Genomic DNA, 19,385 nt, shown 5'->3' on the forward strand with positions numbered 1-19,385 from the left:
CCGGGCCTGCTACCGGCCCGGCAGCAACGCCGAACGAAAGACCGCATGATGACCGATACCCTGCCCGACCGGCTCTCCTCGAATCCCAACAGCCCGTTCTATGACGAGGAGTTGCTCGCGCGGGATATCGGCGTGCGCTTCAAGGGCGTCGAGAAGAACAATGTCGAGGAGTATTGCGTCAGCGAGGGCTGGGTGCGCCTGACCGCCGGCAACGCCAAGGACCGCCACGGCAACCCGATGACGGTCAAGCTCAAGGGCGATGTCGAGCCCTATTTCCGCAAGGCGGAGTAGTAGGCAGCCGCCTCAGCGCGCCCGGATCAGTGCGCCCGCGTAAGCCGCCAGTGCCAGCAGGGCGAAGCCGGCGCGCCAGGCATGCAATGAGCCCCAGCGCTCGATCAGCGCCCGGCTGGCCGTACCGGCCTGATCGAGCGATGATGCCAGCAAGGCGTCGTTGACCGGCGCGATGACGATCAGCGTGAAGGGCAGGTTGGCGAGCATCAGCACCGCCCCGACGAGCCAGAGCGGGTCGCGGCTGCGCCAGAAGGCAAGACCGCCGACAATTCCGGCCAGCACGGCGAGCCCGGCCTGCATCCGCGCCGCGCGCGGATAGCTTTCCTGCCATTGCAGCAGCAGCGGCGCCTCGTCGAGCGCGAGCCGTGCCGGTTGCTCGGCCACCAGGATGTAGACCGCCGCGCCGGCGAACAAGGTCGCGAGGATCAGCGCCGAGAGCCCGGCAAGGCTGCCGCGGGACCGGTCGGTATGGACGGAGGAAGCTGCCTGGATCATGGGCATAACTCCGATGAACAGCATGCTATGTATCATTGCATAGCATGCTGTTCAACTGCACTCTGGGCGAAACGCGATTCCCCGATGACCTCCTTCCAGACCGGCTCGGCCGGATATCTCGCCAATCACGTCGCCCGGCTGTTCGCGCGCGAGCTCGCCGAGGCGGTGCGCCCGCTCGGCCTCGCCCCGGCGCAGTTCATGGTGCTGCTCGAACTCTGGCGCGAGGAAGGCCTGACCCAGAAGGGCCTGGTCGGGCGGCTCGATGTCGAGCAGGCGACCATGGCGGCGACGCTGGGGCGGATGGAGCGCGACGGCCTGATCGAGCGCCGCCCCGACCAGAGCGATGCCCGCACCCGCCGTATCCAGCTCACGGCCCGGGCCCGTTCGCTGGAGGAGCCGGCACTCGCCGCCGCCAAGGGCGTCAATGCCCGGGCACTCGCCGGCTTCTCCGAGGCCGAGCGCGAGGCTCTGCTCGCCGGCCTGCGACGGATCGTCGGTTCGCTCTCGCGGAGCGCGGAGCTCAGCTAACCCAAGGCCTTGTAGAAGAAGGTCGAGCCGCAATCGCGGCCGTCCGGCATCAGCGCATAGCGCGGGATCGTGCCGATCTCGGTCCAGCCGAGACGGTTATAGAGGCGCCGCGCCGGGCCGGACTCGTCGGTGTCGAGCACCAGCAGGTCCCGCCCCATGGCGAGCGCCGCCGCCTCGGCCGCCCGCATCAGCGCCTCGCCGATGCCCCGCCGCCGGGCGCTCGAATGCACCAGCACCTTGGCGATCTCGGCCCGGTGCGGCTGATTGGGTTTGGCGATGGGGTGAAGCTGCGCCGTGCCGACGATGCCTTCGGCGCTGCGGGCCACGAAGAGCAGGACGCGACCGGCCCGGACCTCCTCGGCAATGCCCGCCCAGAAGCGCTCGAAATCGGCCGGAGTGCTGGAAGCCATGAAACCGACCGAGGCGCCGTTGGCCACCACGTCGCGCAGGATCCCGGTCAACGCCGGAATGGCCGCATCGGCCCCGGCGCCATCCAGATTCTCGATCGTCACCGCCTGATGTTCCGCCATCGCTTCCCCTTCCGATCAGCCCGCACACAGCTCGCGCGATCTACTATGCAGGATTTATTCCAACATGATGGACATGGCATGTGCCGAGGCGGTGCCGGCGTCAACGCGGATTTTACGACGTTTGGCGATTCCGGTCCTTCCGCAAGCAAACCCGTCAGGTGATTTTCGAAAAAGTCACGTCGCTGCGGTTTGCTGGACGCGGAAGACGCCGGGACGGCGCCAGCGCAGGGAGGCGTCGATGAACAGGGGGCTGGAATATCTCGGCCGCTCGGTGGTGCGCTTCATCACCCGCGGCCGGCCGGAAAGCGGCCCGGTCGACGCCAAGGCGCTGGCGCGGATGAGGGCGGCGCTCAGGCCCGGCGACGTGCTCCTGGTCGAGGGCAGCATGAAGGTCTCGGCCGCGATCAAGTACCTGACGCAGTCGACCTGGTCGCATGCCGCGCTCTATGTCGGCGAGACCGGGCAGTTCAGCCCCGAGGGCGAGCCGCTGGAGCTGGCCGAGGTCGAGATGGATGTCGGCTGCGTGCTCTCGCCCCTGTCGAAATACGGCGCCTTCGGCACCCGCATCTGCCGGCCGCAGGCGCTCGACCGCGAGGGCCGCGGCATCGTCGTCGACTACGTGCTCGCGCGGCTCGGCACGCGATACGACCTGAAGAACATCCTCGACCTGGCGCGCTGGCTGATCCCGATTCCCTGGGCGCCGGCCGGCTGGCGCAGGCGGATGATCGCGCTCGGCTCCGGCGATCCGACGCGGGCGATCTGCTCGACGCTGATCGCCAAGGCGTTCGAGGCGGCGCGCTACCCGGTCCTGCCGACGGTCGAATATGCCCGGGCGATGGACGAGCAGGACTACCAGGAGGTCCTGCACATCCGGCATCATTCGCTCTACATGCCGCGCGATTTCGACATTTCGCCCTATTTCGCCGTGGTCAAGCCGACGCTGGAATCCGGCTTCGACTACAAGGCGCTGAACTGGGCGCAGGAGCAGTTGCTCGCGGCGGAGTAGAGCGGCCGCGCCGAAGCAACCGTATTTGAACTCCCTGAGCCCTCATCCTGAGGAGCAGCCGCAGGCTGCGTCTCGAAGGATGAGGGCTGGCGGGTAAATTCGCCGAAACCTCCACGAGGCATCGCAAACCCTTGGCGCAACGGGCTTACGCTGCTATCTGCGGCCGATGAGCACCCGCAGCTTCGACAACATCCGCAACTTCTCGATCGTGGCCCATATCGACCACGGCAAGTCGACCCTCGCCGACCGGCTGATCCAGCAGACCGGCACGGTCGCGGCGCGCGACATGAGCGAGCAGATTCTCGATACGATGGACATCGAGAAGGAGCGCGGCATCACCATCAAGGCGCAGACCGTGCGGCTGGACTACCAGGCCAAGGATGGCAAGAGCTACATCCTGAACCTGATGGACACCCCCGGCCATGTCGACTTCGCCTATGAGGTCTCGCGCTCGCTGGCGGCCTGCGAGGGCTCGCTCCTGGTCGTAGACGCCTCGCAGGGCGTCGAGGCGCAGACGCTCGCCAATGTCTACCAGGCGCTCGACGCCAATCACGAGATCGTCACCGTCCTCAACAAGATCGACCTGCCGGCGGCCGAGCCCGAGCGGATCAAGCAGCAGATCGAGGACGTGATCGGTCTCGACGCCTCGGAAGCCGTGCCGATCTCGGCCAAGACCGGCCTCAATATCGAGGGCGTGCTCGAGGCGATCGTCCAGAAGCTGCCGGCGCCGAAGGGCGATCTCGAGGCGCCGCTCAAGGCGCTGCTGGTCGACTCCTGGTACGATGCCTATCTCGGCGTCGTCGTGCTGGTGCGCATCATCGACGGCGTGCTGAAGAAGGGCATGACGATCCGAATGATGCGGGCGAACGCCTCCTATGGCGTCGACCGCGTCGGCGTGTTCAAGCCGAAGATGCTGGAAGTGAAGGAGCTCGGGCCCGGCGAGGTCGGCTTCTTCACCGCCTCGATCAAGGAAGTCGCCGACACCGCCGTCGGCGACACCATCACCGACGACAAGAAGCCGGTGGCCGAGCCGCTGCCGGGCTTCAAGCCGGTGCAGCCGGTCGTGTTCTGCGGCATCTTCCCGGTCGACGCCGCCGATTTCGAGATCCTGCGCGGGGCGATGTCGAAGCTGCGGCTGAACGACGCCAGCTTCTCCTATGAGATGGAGACGTCCGCCGCGCTCGGCTTCGGCTTCCGCTGTGGCTTTCTCGGCCTGCTGCATCTGGAGATCATCCAGGAGCGGCTCGAGCGCGAGTTCAATCTCGACCTGATCTCGACGGCGCCCTCGGTCGTCTACCATCTCAAGCTGCGCGACGGCTCGAAGCTAGAACTGCACAATCCGGCCGACATGCCGGACGTGATGAAGATCGAGTTCATCGAGGAGCCGTGGATCCGCGCCACGATCTTCACCCCGGACGAGTATCTCGGCTCGGTGCTGAAGCTTTGCCAGGACCGGCGCGGCCTGCAGATCGACCTCGGCTATGTCGGCTCGCGCGCCAAGGTGGTCTACGACCTGCCGCTGAACGAGGTGGTGTTCGATTTCTACGACCGGCTGAAGTCGATCTCGAAGGGCTATGCCTCCTTCGACTACGCCATCACCGATTATCGCGAGGGCGATCTCGTGCGGATGTCGATCCTGGTCAATGCCGAGCCGGTCGACGCGCTCTCCATGCTGGTCCACCGCTCGCGTGCCGACGCCCGCGGCCGCGCCATGTGCGAGAAGCTCAAGGAGCTGATCCCGCCGCATATGTTCCAGATTCCGGTGCAGGCTGCCATCGGCGGCAAGATCATCGCCCGCGAGACCATCCGGGCGCTGCGCAAGGACGTGACCGCGAAGTGCTATGGCGGCGACGCCTCGCGCAAGCGCAAGCTTCTCGACAAGCAGAAGGAAGGCAAGAAGAAGATGCGGCAGTTCGGCCGGGTCGAGATCCCGCAGGAAGCCTTCATCGCCGCCCTCAAGATGGATTCGTGAGACGGCGCGGCCGACGCCGCGCCCGCTCGTCCGCCGCAGTCCCGATGGAACCACGCCCGCCTCCGCGGTGTTGACCCGGTAGCCTCCTATCCGGCCTGGCCGGCGGAGGCGCAGTCGGAGGACATCATCGTGGACAGACGCTCATTCCTCGCGAGCCTGATCGGCGGGCTTTCCATGGCAGGTCTCGGCGGGATCGCGGCAGCCGCCGCGAAGGATGCCGGGCCCGAGACAACCGGCCCCGAGACCCTGCCACAGGCCGACGCGGCCGCGCTGGACAAGGCCGAGGCCGAGTACGCGCAGTACTATTACGGCCGTCCGCGCCGGCGCTATCGGCGCTATCGGCGCCGCCGCTATTATGGATACCGGCCCTACAGGTACGGATATCGGCCCTACTACCGGCCCTATCGCCGCTATTATCGCCGGCGCTATTACCGGCCCTATAGCCGCTTTTGACTGGCGGGCGCGCAGCCGCTGGTCGGCAGGCGTCCCTAAAACTCTTTCCCGGCGGCCCTTGCCGGGAAAGAGGCGGGGCTCATGCCGGCGCGAGTGCCACTCCCATACTCCGCAGTTGCGCCCGCAGGTCGATCGGCTCGACGAAATGCAGGCCCTGCATGCCGACCGAGCGCGCGCCCAGCACGTTCTTCTCGCTGTCGTCGATGAAGATGCAATCGCCGGCCTCAAGGCCGTAGCGTTCGATCAGCACGCGGTAGATCGCCGGATCGGGCTTGAGCAGCCGTTCATGCGCCGAGACGACCGCCCCGTCGAAATTCCGCAGGAAGGGGAAGCGGATCAGGCACTCCGCCCATTTCTCGCGCGAGAAATTGGTGATGGCGTAGACCGGCTCGCCTTTGGCCTTGAGCTCCGCCAGCACCGCGACGCTGTCCTCGACCACGCCCGGCACGGTCTCGTGCCAGCGCTCGTCGAAAGCATTGATCTCGCGCGCCCATTCCGGATGCTCGGCGGCGAGCCCGGCCACGGCTTCCGCCCACGGCCGGCCGCGATCCTGCTCGATGTTCCAGGCCGCAGTGCAGACATTGGCCATGAACCAGTCGCGCTTGCCCGCATCGGGAATCAGCTGCCGGTAGAGATGGCGCGGATCCCAGCGCAGCAGCACATTGCCGACATCGAAAACCACCTTCGGACTGCGCGACATCGAGTTCCTCCATTCAAGCGCCGGCGATTCGCCGCAACCCGTTCCTGGATAGAATCGCGAAGCGCGGCTCCAGGAAAGCCCGATCCTTTTCTCGACGGGAAGGCGAGGCAGCGTCCGACTCACGCCCTTGTGCGCAGACGTGCGTGACGCCGGCGCGGAAACTGGCGTATCGGGATGGACAGGGAGGCGAAGGGACGGCGCATGACACTGGCGGCTGCAGCGAGCTACTGGCCCTGGAACGACCGGAAGGGGCGCTTCGACAGGCTCCGGGCCGCCTGCTTTATGCTGGTCCTCGTCCCGGCCGCGATCCTCGTCTTCCAGGCCTTCGCGCATCAGCTCGGCTCCAAGCCGTGGACGCAGGCGGTACATGACACCGGAACCTGGGCGCTGCGCATCCTCGTCATCACGCTCGCGGTGACGCCCTTGCGCCGCATCCTCGACTGGAACGCGCTGATCGGCATCCGCCGCATGCTCGGGCTTTCGGCGCTGGCCTACGCCCTGGCGCATTTGTCGCTCTATTGCATCGACCTCGCCTTCAACTGGGGGCTGATCCTCTCCGAGATCGTCAAGCGCTTCTATCTCGTCGTCGGCATCACGGCGCTGACCGGCCTCGTCGCACTCGGCGTGACCTCAACCGACGGCATGATCCGCCGGCTCGGCGCGGCCCGCTGGCAGCTTCTGCACCGCCTCGTCTACCTGATCGCGATGCTCGGCCTGTTCCATTTCGCCCTGCAGGCGAAGATCGACGTCACCCAGCCGGTCCTGCTCGCCGGGCTCTTTGCCCTGCTGATGGCCTATCGCGGCCTCAATCGCTTCAAGATCTCGCTCGGCTTCCCGTCGCTGGCCCTGACCGCGCTCGGCGTCGGCCTCGCCACGGCGCTGGCCGAGACGGCCTGGTACGCCTTCGCCACCGGCGCCTCGGCCTGGCTGATCTTCCAGGCCAATGCCGACATCGTCGTCTACCAGGACTGGACGGCGCTGCGGCCCGGCCATTGGGTCGCGCTAGCCGGGCTGGCGCTCGCCCTGGTGCATCTCTGGCGCAAACCGGCGGCGAAACCGGCGCGGCGCGAACGCCGGCCAATCGTCGCATCCGAGGCGGCCGGGGGCTGACCCTGCCTTGCTGGCGTCGTCATCTTCGGGCTTGGCCCGAGCATCTCCTGATCGAGATTCTCGGGTCTAAGCTTCGCTCCGCCCGAGAATGACGCCCTGTCGGTCAGCCCTCGCGGCGGGCCAGTTCCAGAACCGTCTCGATCAGGACGCGGATGGCGATGCCGGCATCGAGCTCGCTCATGTTCTCCAGCGGCGAATGGCTGATGCCCTTCTCGCAGCGCACGAACAGCATCGCCGCGGGGCAGTGCATCGCCATAACCATGGCGTCATGGCCGGCGCCGGAAGGCAGCCGCCGCGCCGTCAGGTTCGAGCCGGTGCGGGCGATGCCGGCGGCGAAGGCCTCCTGCAGTCCCTCGTCCATCGGCACCGCCAGCGAATGCGAATAGGGCGTCAGGCTCAGGCCGACGCCGCGGCGCGCGGCGATCTCGGCGAAGCGCGCCTGCACGGCCGCGTCCATGCTCGCCACGGTCTCGTTGGCCGGGGCGCGGAAATCGATGGTGAAATCGACCGCGCCGGGCACGACATTGGTGGCGCCCGGATCGGGCCGGAACACGCCGACGGTGCCGACCGCCTGGTCGTGGCCGCGCGCGATCTCCTCCAGCGCCAGCGCCATCTCGGCGGCGGCGGCGAGCGCATCCTTGCGCAGCGCCATCGGCACGGTGCCGGCATGGCCGGCCTCGCCCGAAACGCGGACGCGGGCCCGCTTCTGGGCGGCGATCGCGGTGACGATGCCGACCGCCTCGTCCGCCGCCTCCAGCACCGGCCCCTGCTCGATATGGACTTCGAGATAGGCTTTCAGCGTGCCCGGCTTGCGCGCCAGATCGGCGATGCCGGCCGGTTCGCCGCCGAACGTGACCAGCGCATCGCGCAGCCGCACGCCGTCGGCGTCGATGCCGTCGAGCCAGAATGGCTGGTAGCCGCCGATCAGGGCCTGCGAGGTCGACAGATCGGTCGGGAAGCGGACGGTCTCCTCGTCGCCGAAGGCGATGACCTCGAGCGCGAAGGGCAGGACGATGCCGGCATCGCGCAAGGCCTGCGCCGCCAGGATGCCGGCGACGACACCGAGATTGCCGTCGAAGCGCCCGCCATCCTTGACCGTGTCGATATGCGAGCCGATCAGCACGGCCGGCAGGCCGGGTGCCCTGCCTTCGCGCCGGCCCTGAACCGAGCCGGCGGCGTCGATGGCCGCCGTCAGCCCCGCCACCTCCATGGCACCCTTGGTCCACTCGGCCGCCTGGCGATGCGCCGGCGAGAGATAGAGCCTGGTGAGCTTGCCCGGTTCGTCGCTGAAGCGGTTGAGGCCGGCAAGCGCCGCGAAGGCGCGGGCGCCGAGAACGGCGGCGGAAGGAAGGGTGGCGGAAGAAAGCGTGGCGGTCATGGCGCCATATTAGTGGCGGCGCCGGCCGCGTGGCCAGCGCCGTTTCGCACTGCGGCAGAGGTTTTCGCGCCGTGCCGGGATCAGTAGGTGGCGCGGCCGCCGGAGAGGTCGAAGACGCCGCCGGTGGTGAAGCTGTTCTCGGCAGAGGCGAGGAAGGCGACCATGGAGGCGACCTCCTCGGGCAGCAGGAAGCGCCCGCGCGGGATCTTCGAGAGCATGTAGTCGATATGCTCCTGGGTGATCTGGTCGAAGATGCGGGTCTTGGCCGCCGCCGGGGTGATGCAGTTGACCGCGATGTCCTGCGTCGCCAGCTCCTTGCCGAGCGATTTGGTCAGCGCGATCACCGCCGCCTTCGAGGCGGAATAGGCGGAGGCCGTCGGGTTGCCCTCCTTGCCGGCGATCGAGGCGACCAGCACGAGGCGGCCGTAATTGCGCTTGATCATGCCGGGAACCACCGCCTGGCAGCAATGCAGCGTGCCGTCGACATTGAGCCGCATTACCTTCGCCCATTCGTCGAGCGGGTATTCCCAGGTCTTGCGGTTCGGCCCGGCGATGCCGGCGCTGGTGACGAGGATGTCGACGCTGCCAAGGCGCTTCTCGAGCTCGGCGGCGGCCTCGTTCACGGCCTTCGCATCGGTGACGTCGATGCCGAGCCCGCTCGCCTCGCCGCCGATCGCGGCCGCCGTCTCCTTGGCGAGCTTGCCGTCCAGGTCCCAGATCGCGACCTTGGCCCCGCTCCCGGCGAAACGCTCGGCGACGGCACGGCCAATGCCCTGCGCACCGCCGGTGACGATGGCGACACGGCCGTTCAAATCGATTTGATTCATGAAAACAATGCCCTTCCCTGATCAAGCCGGGGCAATCTAGCGTAAAGCCCGCGGGCGCGAAGGCCTGATTTCACGGGAGAGGGTTGCAGCCCGGCGATGCCGGTCGCTCCGCCGGCCGGTCGCTCAGCCGGCATTGCGGAAGGCGCGCGGGCTGAACAGCGTCCGCAGCAGGATGCCGAGATCGAGCCAGAACGACCAGTTGTCGATGTACCAGTGGTCGCAGGCGATGCGGCGCTCCATCTTCTCGTCGGTGTCGGTCTCGCCGCGCAGGCCGTTGACCTGGGCCCAGCCGGTGATCCCCGGCTTGACGTTGTGGCGGCGGGCATAGAGCGCGATCTTGCGCTGGTATTCGCGGTCATGGGCGAGCGCGTGCGGGCGCGGGCCGACCAGCGACATCTGCCCGGCGATGACGTTGATGAGCTGCGGCAGCTCGTCGAGATTGTAGCGTCGTAGATAGCGGCCGATCCGGGTGATGCGCGGATCGCCGCGCGTCGCCTGGCGGATCACCTCGCCATCGTCGGTCGTGGTCATGGTCCGGAACTTGAAGATCCGGAAGGGCTCCTGGTTGAAGCCGTAGCGCCGCTGCAGGAACAGCACCGGCCCCTTCGAGTCGAGCCGGATCGCCAATGCGACCAGCAGGAGCAGCGGCAGGCTTGCCAGCAGGATCGCGCTCGCGGCGCAGACGTCGAAGACGCGCTTGAACAGGATCTGCATGAAGGAGAGCGCCGGGCGCGTCAGGCGCAGCGAGGCGAGCGCCCCGACGCGCACGATATGGGGATTGTCGAACCGGTCCATGATCCGCTCCGGCGTCATGTGGATCGCCACCGGCAGGTTCATGAAGGCGTCGACGCAGGCGTCGATCGTCTCCTGGTCAGACCAGGGCAGCGCGATGAAGACCGCATCCGGCTTGAGGTCGCGCGCCCGGGCGGAGGCGGTCGCGAGATCGGCCGCCAGGGCCGCTGCGGGATCGTTGATGCGGCGCTCATCGCTGCTGCGCAGGAAGGCGACGTCGACGATGACGAGGCCGATGTTCCAGGGCTGGTGGCGGGAGACGAAGGACATCACCTCGCTCTCGCGGCCGATCAGGAACACCCTTTCCGAGGTGATCCTGCCGGTCTTGCTGGCGACCGAGACCGCACGCACGATCGCCGAGCGGGCGAGCGCCACCAGCGGGATGCCGGCGACATAGGTCGCGATGACCACGGCACGCGAGTAGTGGTCGACGATCTTGGCGAGGAAGACGAAGGCGATGAAGGCCACCATCGCCATGTTCCAGACCGTGAAGGCGGAGGCGATCTGGCCCTTGGTCGAGAGATAGTTGCCGAGCTGGTAGCGCCCGCGCAGCGCGTCGATGAAGACGAAGATCGCCGCGATCATCGAGGCGAGCTCGACCGTGATCTTGTGGTTGCCGAAATGGCCGTAGGCAACGAGGTGATAGGCGAACGAGATGCCGGCAACGATCGCCAGCACCATGGCGGCGTCGACGAGCGCGGTGATCAGGCCGATCCAGTGGCGCAGTGCATTGGCGCGCTCGTCGGCGGCCGAGGCGGCCGTGTAGCTCAGATCGTTGACGGTCATCATCGTGCGGCTTGCTCCGAGGCGGCCCGGATCGGAACAATTCTCCCGATCCGGGCCTGCCCTCCCGGCCCGGTGGCAAAGGCGGTGCCGCCGTGTGAACGGGCCCTCGGCTGCCAAACCCCGCCGGAATGAAGCAATCTGCCGCGGCCGGCGGCGCCGGCGGAGCGCCGGCGTGCCATTTCGGAACAGCGCCCGGAGCCGGCCTGCGCTGCCGCGGCCGGCATCGGCGGAAGGCGCGATTCACCGTGCCGACGGGTTCGGCTTGACCGGCTTGGCAAATCGCCCAAGACAATCGCCCACCACAATCGCCGATGCCGTCAGAACGGCACCGCATGCCCGCCCGAGCAGAAGCCGAGATGAGCGTCCTCTCCGCCCCCCGCGCGCAGCCCCTGGCCGGGCGCGCGCCCGCCATCGACGCGCCCCGGCGCGCGATCGTCGGCGTCCCGGTCGCGGCGCTGACGCATGATCAGGCGCTGGCGCTGATCGAGCGCGCCTTCGAGCAGAAGCGCCATCTGCGGCTGGCCTATTGCAATGCCCATCTGGCCAATCTCGCCGCGACCGACCCGGCCCTGCGCGCCGTCCTCGCCGGCTTCCTGATCCTGCCGGATGGCATCGGCGTCGACATCGCCTCGCGGCTCCTGCATGGCGCGCCGTTCCCGGCCAATCTCAACGGCACGGACTTCACGCCGGCGCTGCTCCGGGCCCGGCGCGAGCCGCTGCGGGTGATGCTGCTCGGCGGCAAGCCGGGCGTGGCCGAACGCGCCGCGGCGCGGCTGCGGGCCGAGCATCCGCGCCACGACTTCGCGGTGCTCGGGCACGGCTATTTTCCGGCGCAGGACGAGCCGGCCCTGCTGGCGCGGCTGGAGGAGGCGCGGCCCGACCTGCTGCTCGTCGCCTTCGGCAATCCGCGCCAGGAGCAATGGATCACCGGCAAGCTCGATGCGCGGCACTGCAGCGTCGCCGCCGGGATCGGCGCCTTCTTCGACTTCCTGGCCGGCGAGGTCGCACGCGCGCCGCGCTGGATCCGCCGCCTGCGGCTGGAATGGCTCTACCGGCTCTGGCTCGAACCGGGCCGGCTCTGGCGGCGCTATGTCGTCGGCAACCCGATCTTCCTCCTGCGCGTGCTGCGGCAGCGGCTCACGGGGCGCAATCCGGCGTGACGGGTTTCAGCTATGCGATCGCGACCCCGAGCTATTCCGGCGATTTGGAGCGTTGCCGGCTGCTCTGCGCCAGCGTCGACCGCTTCGTCAGCGGCCATGCCATGCATTATCTGCTGGTCGAGGATCGCGACCTCGCTCTGTTCAGGCCGCTGGAGGGACCGCGCCGGAAGGTGATCCCGGAATCGGCGCTGCTGCCGCGCTGGCTCAAATCGCGCCCCGATCCGCTCAGCCTCGGACGCCGGCGCGTCTGGACCGGAATCGGCGCGCTGGCGCGCGGCCTGCCGCCGCTGCGCGGCTGGCACGCCCAGCAATTGCGCAAGCTCGCCTTCCCGCTGAAGAGCTCCGAGGACGTCGTGCTCTTCGCCGATTCGGACATGATCTTCCTGCGGCCCTTCGATGTCGCGAGCCTCGCGGCGGCGGGCGGGGTGCGGCTCTACCGCAAGCCCGACGGCATCACCGGCGAGATGACGCGGCATGCCGACTGGTGCCATCTGGCCAGCCGCCTGCTCGGCTTGCCGGCACCCTCCTTCCCGAGCGCCGACTACATCAACAATCTCGTGAGCTGGCGGCGCGACAACGTCGTCGCGATGATGGCGCGGATCGAAGAGACCACCGGGCGCGACTGGGTCTCGGCCATCGCGGCCAACCGGCAGTTCTCCGAATACATGATCTACGGCTATTTCGTCGAACGCGGGCGCGAACTGGCGGAGGCCGGCCACTGGCCGGATGCGCACGAGCTCTGCAAGGTCTACTGGTTCGACGAGGACGTCGTCGGGCTCGCGGGCTTGCGCTCCTTCGAGGAGGCGCTCGAGCCGGGGCAGGTCGCGGTCGGCGTCCAGTCCTTCACCGAAGTGCCGATCGAGCGGCTCTGGACCCTGTTCGAGGCGCAGTGAAGCGGCTCTCAAAGGTTAGAGCAGGATTCTTGCGAAAAACCGGTTTCCACTTTTTCGCATCCTGATCTAGAGCCGGATCCGATCAGGTTGGAACAACCTGATCGGATCCGCCTCTAAACTATGGATAGAGAACGCGTGATCCGATCCGATTGCGCAGCAATCTGATCGGCGCGTGCTCTAGCGCGCCTTGCCGAGCAGCCGGTAGGTGAAGACCGTCGACAAAAGATAGACCGCGCCGAAGACGCCGTTGAGCCAGAGCGCCCAGCCGTCATCGGCGCCATAGCGGGTCATCACCCAGGAGATCAGTGCCGCCTTGAGCGCCGCGACGGCGCAGAGCAGCACGACGCGCGAGCCGGTGCGCTCGCGGGCGTAGAGCAGTTCCGCCTGGTATTCGACGAGGTTGCGGAAGGCCGGCACCAGCAGCATCGGCAGGAAGAGATAGGAGGCGAGCGCGACATTGCCGCCGAGCGCGCGCGGGAACAGCGCCAGCAGCAACATGATGGCGACGAGCCCGGCGATCGAGATCACCGCGATGCCGAGCTCGACCAGAGCGCGGCGCGCCATGCCGGCCCGCAGGCCGCGCTCCTGCATGATCTTCTGCACCAGCATCTGGTTGAAGCTGCGCACCGGCATGGCTGTGAGGTCGATGACGCGCATGGCGATGGCGTAGAGCCCGGCGACGCGCTCGCCGGCGAAGGCCAGCATCAGGAGCTTGTCGAGCTCCGCCTGGATATAGAACAGGATGTCGGCGGCGCCGGCCGAGAGCGCATCGGCCATGCGCCGCGGATAGAGCGCCGGCGCGAACTGCCAGCGCGATTTCGGCAGGAAGCCGACAAAGGCGATGAGCGCCGAAAGCAGGGTCGCGCCGAGATAGGCGGCAGCCCAGCTGGCCAGCGTCGCCTGGCCGTTGACGTAGAACGCCAGTGCGGCAAGCGTGCGCAGGCCCGCGCCGATGATGACGAGCAGCGCGGCCTGGCGGAAGCGGCGCATGCCGTTGTTGACGATGGCGACGAGCTCGACCAGCCGCCAGCCCAGCACTTCGGCCAGGATGATCAGCGCGAAGGGCAGGACCGCGACCTTGCCGGCGAACAGCAGGACGTAGACCGCCGCCGCCGCGAGCGCGATCAAGGGCAGCGACAAAAGCCCGAGCCCGGCGAAACCGGCGAGATAGGCGCCGAGCAGATGCGGCTTGACGGTGGCGACGCGATAGACCGGCGAGACGAAGCCGAAGGCGAGCAGGCGCGAGAGGATGACGCCGGTCGCCGAGGCGGTGGCGAAAATGCCGAACTCGCCCAGGGTCAACGTATTCGCAACGATGAGGAAGTAGACAAGGGAGATGAGGAGCCGGCCGGCGGAGCCGCTCAGGATGGTGAGGTAGGCGGCGATGGAGGCGCGGTCGGGCGACATGGGGTCCGTTTCGGCAGATCGGCTGGCCCGTTCGTTGCGTCCGGCAGGGCGGAGATCGCCTCGTGTTTAGCCCATACGCGTTGAGCGACCCTAAACGAAACAGGGTTGTGCCCGCCCGGGGCACGCAGTTGCGCCGGATCGCCTCATGACAGCCTTTTCCCGCCGAGATGCGCTGACCGGGGCGGCCGGCCTCGCCGCCGCCGCGCTCGCCGGCGGTGCCGGTGCGGCGCCGAAGCGCGCGCCGATCCCTTTCGGCTCGGCCGCGCAGATCGAGACCTTCCGCGCCGATCCGCGCTATCGCGACGCGCTGAAGCGGCTCTGCGACGTCATCGTGCCGATGAACGACCTGAAATGGGAGGCGCTGCGCCATGACCGCGCCCGCTTCGACTTTTCCGGCGCGGACGAGCTGGTCGGCTTCGCGCTGAAGAACGGCAAGGCCCTGCGCGGCCACGCTTTGCTCTGGGGCATGGCGCTGCCGCCCTGGGCCAAGGAGATGGCGACCCGCGCCGAAGCCGAGCGCGAGCTGACGCGGCACATCGAGGTCGTGGTCGACCGCTACAAGGGCAAGATCGCGACCTGGGACGTGGTCAACGAGGTGATCGCCTTCGATCCGAAGCCCGGCGAGCCGTATCGCGACACGATCTGGCAGCGCCTGCTCGGCCCCGAGCATGTCGAGATCGCCTTCCGCACCGCCGCCCGGGTCGACCCCAAGGCGCGGCTCGTCCTCAACGACTTCAATTTCGAGGAGGCCGGCGCCGGCGTCGCCGCGCGCCGCAAGATCGCCCTCGACATCGTCCGCCGGCTCAAGGACAAGGGCATCCCGGTCCACGGCGTCGGCATGCAGGCGCATCTTTATGCCGAGAACGCGATCGACAGCGACGGCGTGCGGAAATTCGTCGGCGAACTCGGCAAGCTCGGCGTCGACGTCGAGATCACCGAGCTCGACGTGATCGACTGGAAGCTGCCGGCCGATACCGCCACGCGCGACCGCGCCGCCGCCAGCCTGGTCTCGACCTATCTCGACGCCGTGGTGACGCCAGGCCAGCCCAAGGCTATCGTCACCTGGGGGCTGACCGACCGCTACAGCTGGGTCCACGAGACCTTCCCGCGCAAGGACGCCGCGAAAGCGAGGCCGCTGCCGCTCGACGAGGACTACCGACCCAAGCCGATGATGCGCGTGCTCGAGCGCTACCGACGCGGCCGGGGCTGACCGAATGGCAAGGCGCCGGATCCGGCCCCGGCAGGCCGGGCCGCGCAGGACGATGTGAAGAGAGTGAAGCGTAGCGTCATGTTCACCACCGAGAACGCAGCGGGCGAGACCGACCGGGCCGCCGCGCCGCCACCAAGGGCGGCGGCGCCGGCCCCGGCATCGGTTCCGGCCGGCCGGCCGCCGCTCTCGGCGCTGGCCGACCCGCTCTGGGTGATCGGCACGCTCTGGCGGCGCAAGGGGCTGATCCTGCTCTGCGCGCTGCTGGGCGTGGTGCTCGCCGCGCTGGCGAGCCTGCTGATGGCGCCGAAATACGTCTCGACGGCGCAGCTCTTCATCGACCCGCGCGACCTGCGCGTGCTCCAGAACGAAGTCTCCCCGACCACGGTCGGCAGCGATCCGACCTCGATCACCGCCTATCTCGAAAGCCAGGCGCGCATCATCGCCTCCGACAGCATCAAGGCGCGCGTGGTCGAGAGCGAGCGTCTCGAGAAGGATCCGGAATTCGGCGGCGAAGCCAGCCCCGGCCTCCTGTCGCGCCTGTTCGGCAGCGCCGCCGGCAGCCCGCGCGACGGCATGCTCTATGCCCTGGCCGAGCTCGACCGGAGGGTCGCGGTGCACCGCGGCGAGCGCACCTTCGTCATCGACATCTCGGTGACCTCGCGCGATCCGGACAAGGCCGCCCGGCTCGCCAACGCCCTCGCCAACGCCTATCTCGAAGACCAGGCGGCGGTGCGCGACGCCGCCGCCCGGCGCGCCACCGACTCGCTGACCGGCCGCCTCGAGGAATTGCGGGCGCGCCTGCGCACCGCCGAGAACAAGGCCGAGAGGTTCAAGGAGGCCAACAACCTGGTCGCCGCCGGCGGCAAGTCGATCAGCGAGGAGCAGCTCGCGCTCAACAATGCCCAGCTCGTCGCGGCCCGCACCAAGGTCACCGAAGCCAAGGCGAAATACGACGAGATCGCGCGCACCCGCGCCGCCGCGCTCGAGGCCGGCGCGATTCCGGAGGCCGTCGCCTCCAATACGATGACGGCCCTGCGCGCCCAGCTCGGCGCGGCGCTGAGCAAGGAGGCCGATCTCGCCGCCTCGCTCGGCGCCCGGCATCCCGCCCTCTTCGCGGCGCAGGCGCAGGTGCGCGATGCCCGCCGCCAGATCGCCGAGGAGCTCAGCCGCATCGCCCGCGCCGCGAAAAGCGAATACGACCGGGCGCTCGCCGCCGAGCGCCAGCTCAGCGGCCGCGTCGACCAGCTCAAGACCGGCCATTTCGCCGCCGGGCGCGCCACCGTCGAACTGCGCGAGCTCGAGCGCGAGGTCGAATCCTCGCGCGTCGTCTATGAGGGCTTCCTGAAGCGCGCCCGCGAGACCGGCGAACTCGCCGGCATCGACACCACCAATGCCCGCATCATCTCGCAGGCGATGCCGCCCCTGCAGAAGTCCGGGATCTCGCGCCGGACCATCGCCATGCTCGGCGGCATCGGCGGATCGGGCGTCGGCGGCGTGCTGGCGCTGGCGCTCGCCTTCCTCGGCGCGGCGCGGCCGGCACAGCCAGGCGAGACCGCCGGCCCGAACGGCGGCATCTTCGGACGCCGGCAGGACAACCGGCAAGACGACAAGCACGACGACCGGCAGGAAGCCGCGGCGCCCGCCGCAGCGGTGCCTGCCGCCGCGCCGGCCGAAGCCGTGCCGCCGCGACCGGCTCCGGTGGCGCCGGGCCCCGTCAAGGCCGGCTGGCGCCGCCTCACCGCGATTCCCGGCGGCAAGCGCCTGCCCGACATCCCGGCGACGACCGCGGCGCCGCTGCTCGCGACGCTGCCGGCGGTGCGCCACCGGCGCTGGCGGCGCGAGCCGGACGAGACCCGCTCGGTATTCCAGGCCAAGGGCCATCTGGTCGATGCGCTCGACAAGCCGCAGGCGAGCTTCGCCCGCGCTGTCGGCGAACTGCGCCAGGCGCTCGAGAGCGCCGCCGGCGGCAGCGCCAGCCGGCGCATCCTGATCGTCGGAATGCGCCCAGGCGCCGGCGCCTCGACCCTGGCACTGAATCTCGCGCTCGACGCCGCGCTCGCCGGCAAGGCGGCGATGCTGGTCGATTCCGGGCTCGGCGCCGCCAGCCTGACCGCGAGCTTCGCCGAGGACGCACAGGCCGGTCTCGCCGACATCGTCTCGGGCGCCGCCGGGGTGGTGCGCGCCGCCTTGCAGGACGAGGGCACCGGCCTGTTCTTCCTGCCGCGCCGCGGCCCGACCGAGGCGATCACCGCCGCCCAGATCAGCCGCGACTTCTTCGGCGCCGCACGCCGCTTCGGACCGATCATCATCGACGGCGCCGCGATCGGCAGCGACGCGCTGACCCAGCGCTTCGCCGAAGCGGTCGACGACATCGTCCTCGTGCTGCGCGAAGGCGAGGTCGGCCGCGGCGACCTCGAGCGCGCCGCAGCCACGCTGGGCGACCATGCCGGCAAGATCCGCGGCTTCGTCGTCAATCAGGTCTGAGGCGGCTCAGTTCTTCTCGGGCGCGCGATACTGCTCGTCCGCGACCCCGAACTCGGTGCCGAGCCGGCCGAGCGCGACCTCGGCATGGTAGAGCCCGATGGTCAGCGAGCCGGTGGCGAGGCCGAGCTTCAGGCCGCGCAAGGGCGAGGCGGCCAGCAAGGCCAGGCTCTTGGCGAGCACGCGCAACCGCCCGCCCGGACCCGGAAAGTGCCGCCGCTCGATCCGCGCCGAGATCGCGCCGTTGCGATAGCCCCGCGCCCGGACCCAGTCGCCTTCCGTGCGCCTTGCCGGCATGGTCTCGCGCTGCGCTGCTTCCTGCACCCACCAGAAGCGGAAGCCGGCCGCTCGCGCCCTGGTGAAGAAGTCGCTGTCGCCGCCACCGGTGAAATCGAAGCGCTCGTCGAGGAAGGGGAAGCCGAGCGTCTCCAGCACCTGCCGCCGGATCAGGTAGTTGGCGCTGGAATAGAGCATCGGAATTGGCCCCGAGGCGCTGTAATGCGAGCGGAAGATCGGATGCGCGCCGAGCCAGGCCCGCGTCGGGTCCTCGAAGCGTGGCGTCACCGAACCGCCGAACAGCTCGGCCGGCGCCGCTTCCGCCGCCTGCAGGAAGGCGGCGAGCCAGCCCGGCTCGGCCTCCTCGTCGTCGTCGATGCCGGCGATCTGCCGCAGCGCCGGCAGGCGCGTCAGGGCGCAGCGCCAGGCGGCGTTGTAGGCCTTGCAGTTGCCCTGGCGCGGCTCGACGATGACGAGCCCCTCGAACAGGCCCTCCGCGAACAGCGCGCTCGCCCGCTCGGCCCCGGCGCGCTCCTCGCCCTCGTTCTCGACGACGATGACGGCGAAGGGCCCGGCGCCGTGCTGGGCCGCCAGCGAGCGCAGGGTTCGCTCGAGCATGTCCGGCCGTTTGAAGGTCGGCACGCAGACCACGGTCTCGACATGGGCCAGGATTCCCTGCGCCGACTGGGCCACGATCTCGAAGGTCTCGGGCGTATCGAAACCGCTGATCTCCGCTGGAAGCTGCTGCGTCATTGGATCTTCCTTGCCCCGGCAGAGCCCGCGAACGGCCCGGAGCCTTCCGTCGTCGTGACAGCATCGAAGCCGATTCGCTTTAAGGTTCCGTATGCTCGATGCCGACCTGCACAGCCCGGCCGGTGACATGCCGTTGAGGTTACCGCCCGAACCGGCTTGACCCGCACACGAGCCTGCCCCCTTTGCTCGGCTCTCTTTTCAGGATGCGGAAACCCGTGCGCCTCGCCTTCCTCACCACGCTGATCCCCGTCGCCAGGCCCGATACCGGCTTCGAGATCGCCAATGCCGCGATCCTCGAGGCGCTGCGCGCCGCCGGCCACGCGGTCACCGCCTTCGG

18 protein-coding genes are annotated in these 19,385 nt (G+C 68.9%); 10 read left to right on the plus strand and 8 right to left on the minus strand.

The features are described from left to right. Positions 1–48 precede the first annotated feature (48 nt). The gene (locus V6M56_RS01650) at positions 49–291 is read left to right on the plus strand and encodes a DUF3297 family protein (RefSeq protein ID WP_332680846.1); all 243 of its coding nucleotides are present in this window, start codon (positions 49–51) and stop codon (positions 289–291) included. Positions 292–303: 12 nt separating this feature from the next. Here the strand turns inward: V6M56_RS01650 and V6M56_RS01655 are convergent, their stop codons facing one another. Next, on the minus strand, positions 304–786 hold the full coding sequence (locus tag V6M56_RS01655; RefSeq protein ID WP_332680829.1) for an anthrone oxygenase family protein: 483 nt from the start codon (positions 784–786) through the stop codon (positions 304–306). Between the two features lie 84 nt (positions 787–870). Here V6M56_RS01655 and V6M56_RS01660 point away from each other — a divergent pair, with 84 nt between their 5' ends. Further along, positions 871–1,314, plus strand: a complete 444-nt coding sequence (locus V6M56_RS01660) for a MarR family winged helix-turn-helix transcriptional regulator (RefSeq protein WP_332680830.1) — start codon at positions 871–873, stop codon at positions 1,312–1,314. Here the strand turns inward: V6M56_RS01660 and V6M56_RS01665 are convergent. After that, complete coding sequence (locus V6M56_RS01665) at positions 1,311–1,844, minus strand: GNAT family N-acetyltransferase (protein ID WP_332680831.1); 534 nt, start codon at positions 1,842–1,844, stop codon at positions 1,311–1,313. The genes V6M56_RS01660 and V6M56_RS01665 overlap by 4 nt on opposite strands. Positions 1,845–2,082: 238 nt before the next feature. Here V6M56_RS01665 and V6M56_RS01670 point away from each other — a divergent pair, with 238 nt between their 5' ends. From V6M56_RS01670 to V6M56_RS01680, 3 genes are all read left to right on the plus strand, one after another. Next, complete coding sequence (locus tag V6M56_RS01670; RefSeq protein ID WP_332680832.1) at positions 2,083–2,850, plus strand: C40 family peptidase; 768 nt, start codon at positions 2,083–2,085, stop codon at positions 2,848–2,850. 166 nt (positions 2,851–3,016) lie between these two features. Then, positions 3,017–4,822, plus strand: coding sequence for a translation elongation factor 4 (lepA, locus tag V6M56_RS01675; protein WP_332680833.1), 1,806 nt, complete (start codon positions 3,017–3,019; stop codon positions 4,820–4,822). A 129-nt stretch (positions 4,823–4,951) separates the two neighbouring features. Continuing rightward, entirely contained in the window at positions 4,952–5,275 is a 324-nt protein-coding gene (locus V6M56_RS01680) for a hypothetical protein (RefSeq protein ID WP_332680834.1), read from the plus strand. 79 nt (positions 5,276–5,354) lie between these two features. Here V6M56_RS01680 and V6M56_RS01685 read toward each other — a convergent pair whose 3' ends face one another. Beyond that, entirely contained in the window at positions 5,355–5,975 is a 621-nt protein-coding gene (locus V6M56_RS01685) for an HAD family hydrolase (protein WP_332680835.1), read from the minus strand. A gap of 201 nt (positions 5,976–6,176) precedes the next feature. Here V6M56_RS01685 and V6M56_RS01690 point away from each other — a divergent pair, with 201 nt between their 5' ends. After that, positions 6,177–7,085, plus strand: a complete 909-nt coding sequence (locus V6M56_RS01690) for a protein-methionine-sulfoxide reductase heme-binding subunit MsrQ (protein WP_332680836.1) — start codon at positions 6,177–6,179, stop codon at positions 7,083–7,085. A gap of 103 nt (positions 7,086–7,188) precedes the next feature. Here V6M56_RS01690 and V6M56_RS01695 read toward each other — a convergent pair whose 3' ends face one another. The 3 genes from V6M56_RS01695 to V6M56_RS01705 form a co-directional block, all read right to left on the minus strand. Then, on the minus strand, positions 7,189–8,463 hold the full coding sequence (locus V6M56_RS01695) for an allantoate amidohydrolase (protein WP_332680837.1): 1,275 nt from the start codon (positions 8,461–8,463) through the stop codon (positions 7,189–7,191). An 80-nt stretch (positions 8,464–8,543) separates the two neighbouring features. Beyond that, entirely contained in the window at positions 8,544–9,290 is a 747-nt protein-coding gene (locus tag V6M56_RS01700; protein WP_332680838.1) for an SDR family NAD(P)-dependent oxidoreductase, read from the minus strand. 123 nt (positions 9,291–9,413) lie between these two features. Further along, entirely contained in the window at positions 9,414–10,871 is a 1,458-nt protein-coding gene (locus V6M56_RS01705; RefSeq protein WP_332680839.1) for an undecaprenyl-phosphate glucose phosphotransferase, read from the minus strand. Between the two features lie 353 nt (positions 10,872–11,224). Here V6M56_RS01705 and V6M56_RS01710 point away from each other — a divergent pair, with 353 nt between their 5' ends. Together V6M56_RS01710 and V6M56_RS01715 are read left to right on the plus strand one after the other, a co-directional pair. Further along, positions 11,225–12,028, plus strand: coding sequence for a WecB/TagA/CpsF family glycosyltransferase (locus V6M56_RS01710; RefSeq protein WP_332680840.1), 804 nt, complete (start codon positions 11,225–11,227; stop codon positions 12,026–12,028). Next, positions 12,025–12,921 carry a DUF6492 family protein gene (locus tag V6M56_RS01715; RefSeq protein ID WP_332680841.1) on the plus strand — a complete coding sequence of 299 codons (897 nt, stop codon included), beginning with the start codon at positions 12,025–12,027 and terminating at the stop codon, positions 12,919–12,921. Before V6M56_RS01710 ends, V6M56_RS01715 begins: the two co-directional genes overlap by 4 nt. Before the next feature lie 177 nt (positions 12,922–13,098). Here V6M56_RS01715 and V6M56_RS01720 read toward each other — a convergent pair whose 3' ends face one another. Next, positions 13,099–14,328, minus strand: a complete 1,230-nt coding sequence (locus V6M56_RS01720) for a lipopolysaccharide biosynthesis protein (protein WP_332680842.1) — start codon at positions 14,326–14,328, stop codon at positions 13,099–13,101. Positions 14,329–14,473: 145 nt separating this feature from the next. Here V6M56_RS01720 and V6M56_RS01725 point away from each other — a divergent pair, with 145 nt between their 5' ends. Beyond that, entirely contained in the window at positions 14,474–15,538 is a 1,065-nt protein-coding gene (locus tag V6M56_RS01725; protein ID WP_332680843.1) for an endo-1,4-beta-xylanase, read from the plus strand. A gap of 63 nt (positions 15,539–15,601) precedes the next feature. Continuing rightward, complete coding sequence (locus V6M56_RS01730) at positions 15,602–18,022, plus strand: exopolysaccharide transport family protein (protein ID WP_332680844.1); 2,421 nt, start codon at positions 15,602–15,604, stop codon at positions 18,020–18,022. 6 nt (positions 18,023–18,028) lie between these two features. On the opposite strand, the gene V6M56_RS01735 is transcribed toward V6M56_RS01730, so the two are convergent. Beyond that, positions 18,029–19,048, minus strand: a complete 1,020-nt coding sequence (locus V6M56_RS01735; RefSeq protein WP_332680845.1) for a glycosyltransferase family 2 protein — start codon at positions 19,046–19,048, stop codon at positions 18,029–18,031. Positions 19,049–19,385: the final 337 nt, after the last annotated feature.

The organism is Allobosea sp., assembly GCF_036675845.1.
In the GTDB taxonomy this organism is placed as follows: Bacteria; Pseudomonadota; Alphaproteobacteria; order Rhizobiales; family Beijerinckiaceae; genus Allobosea.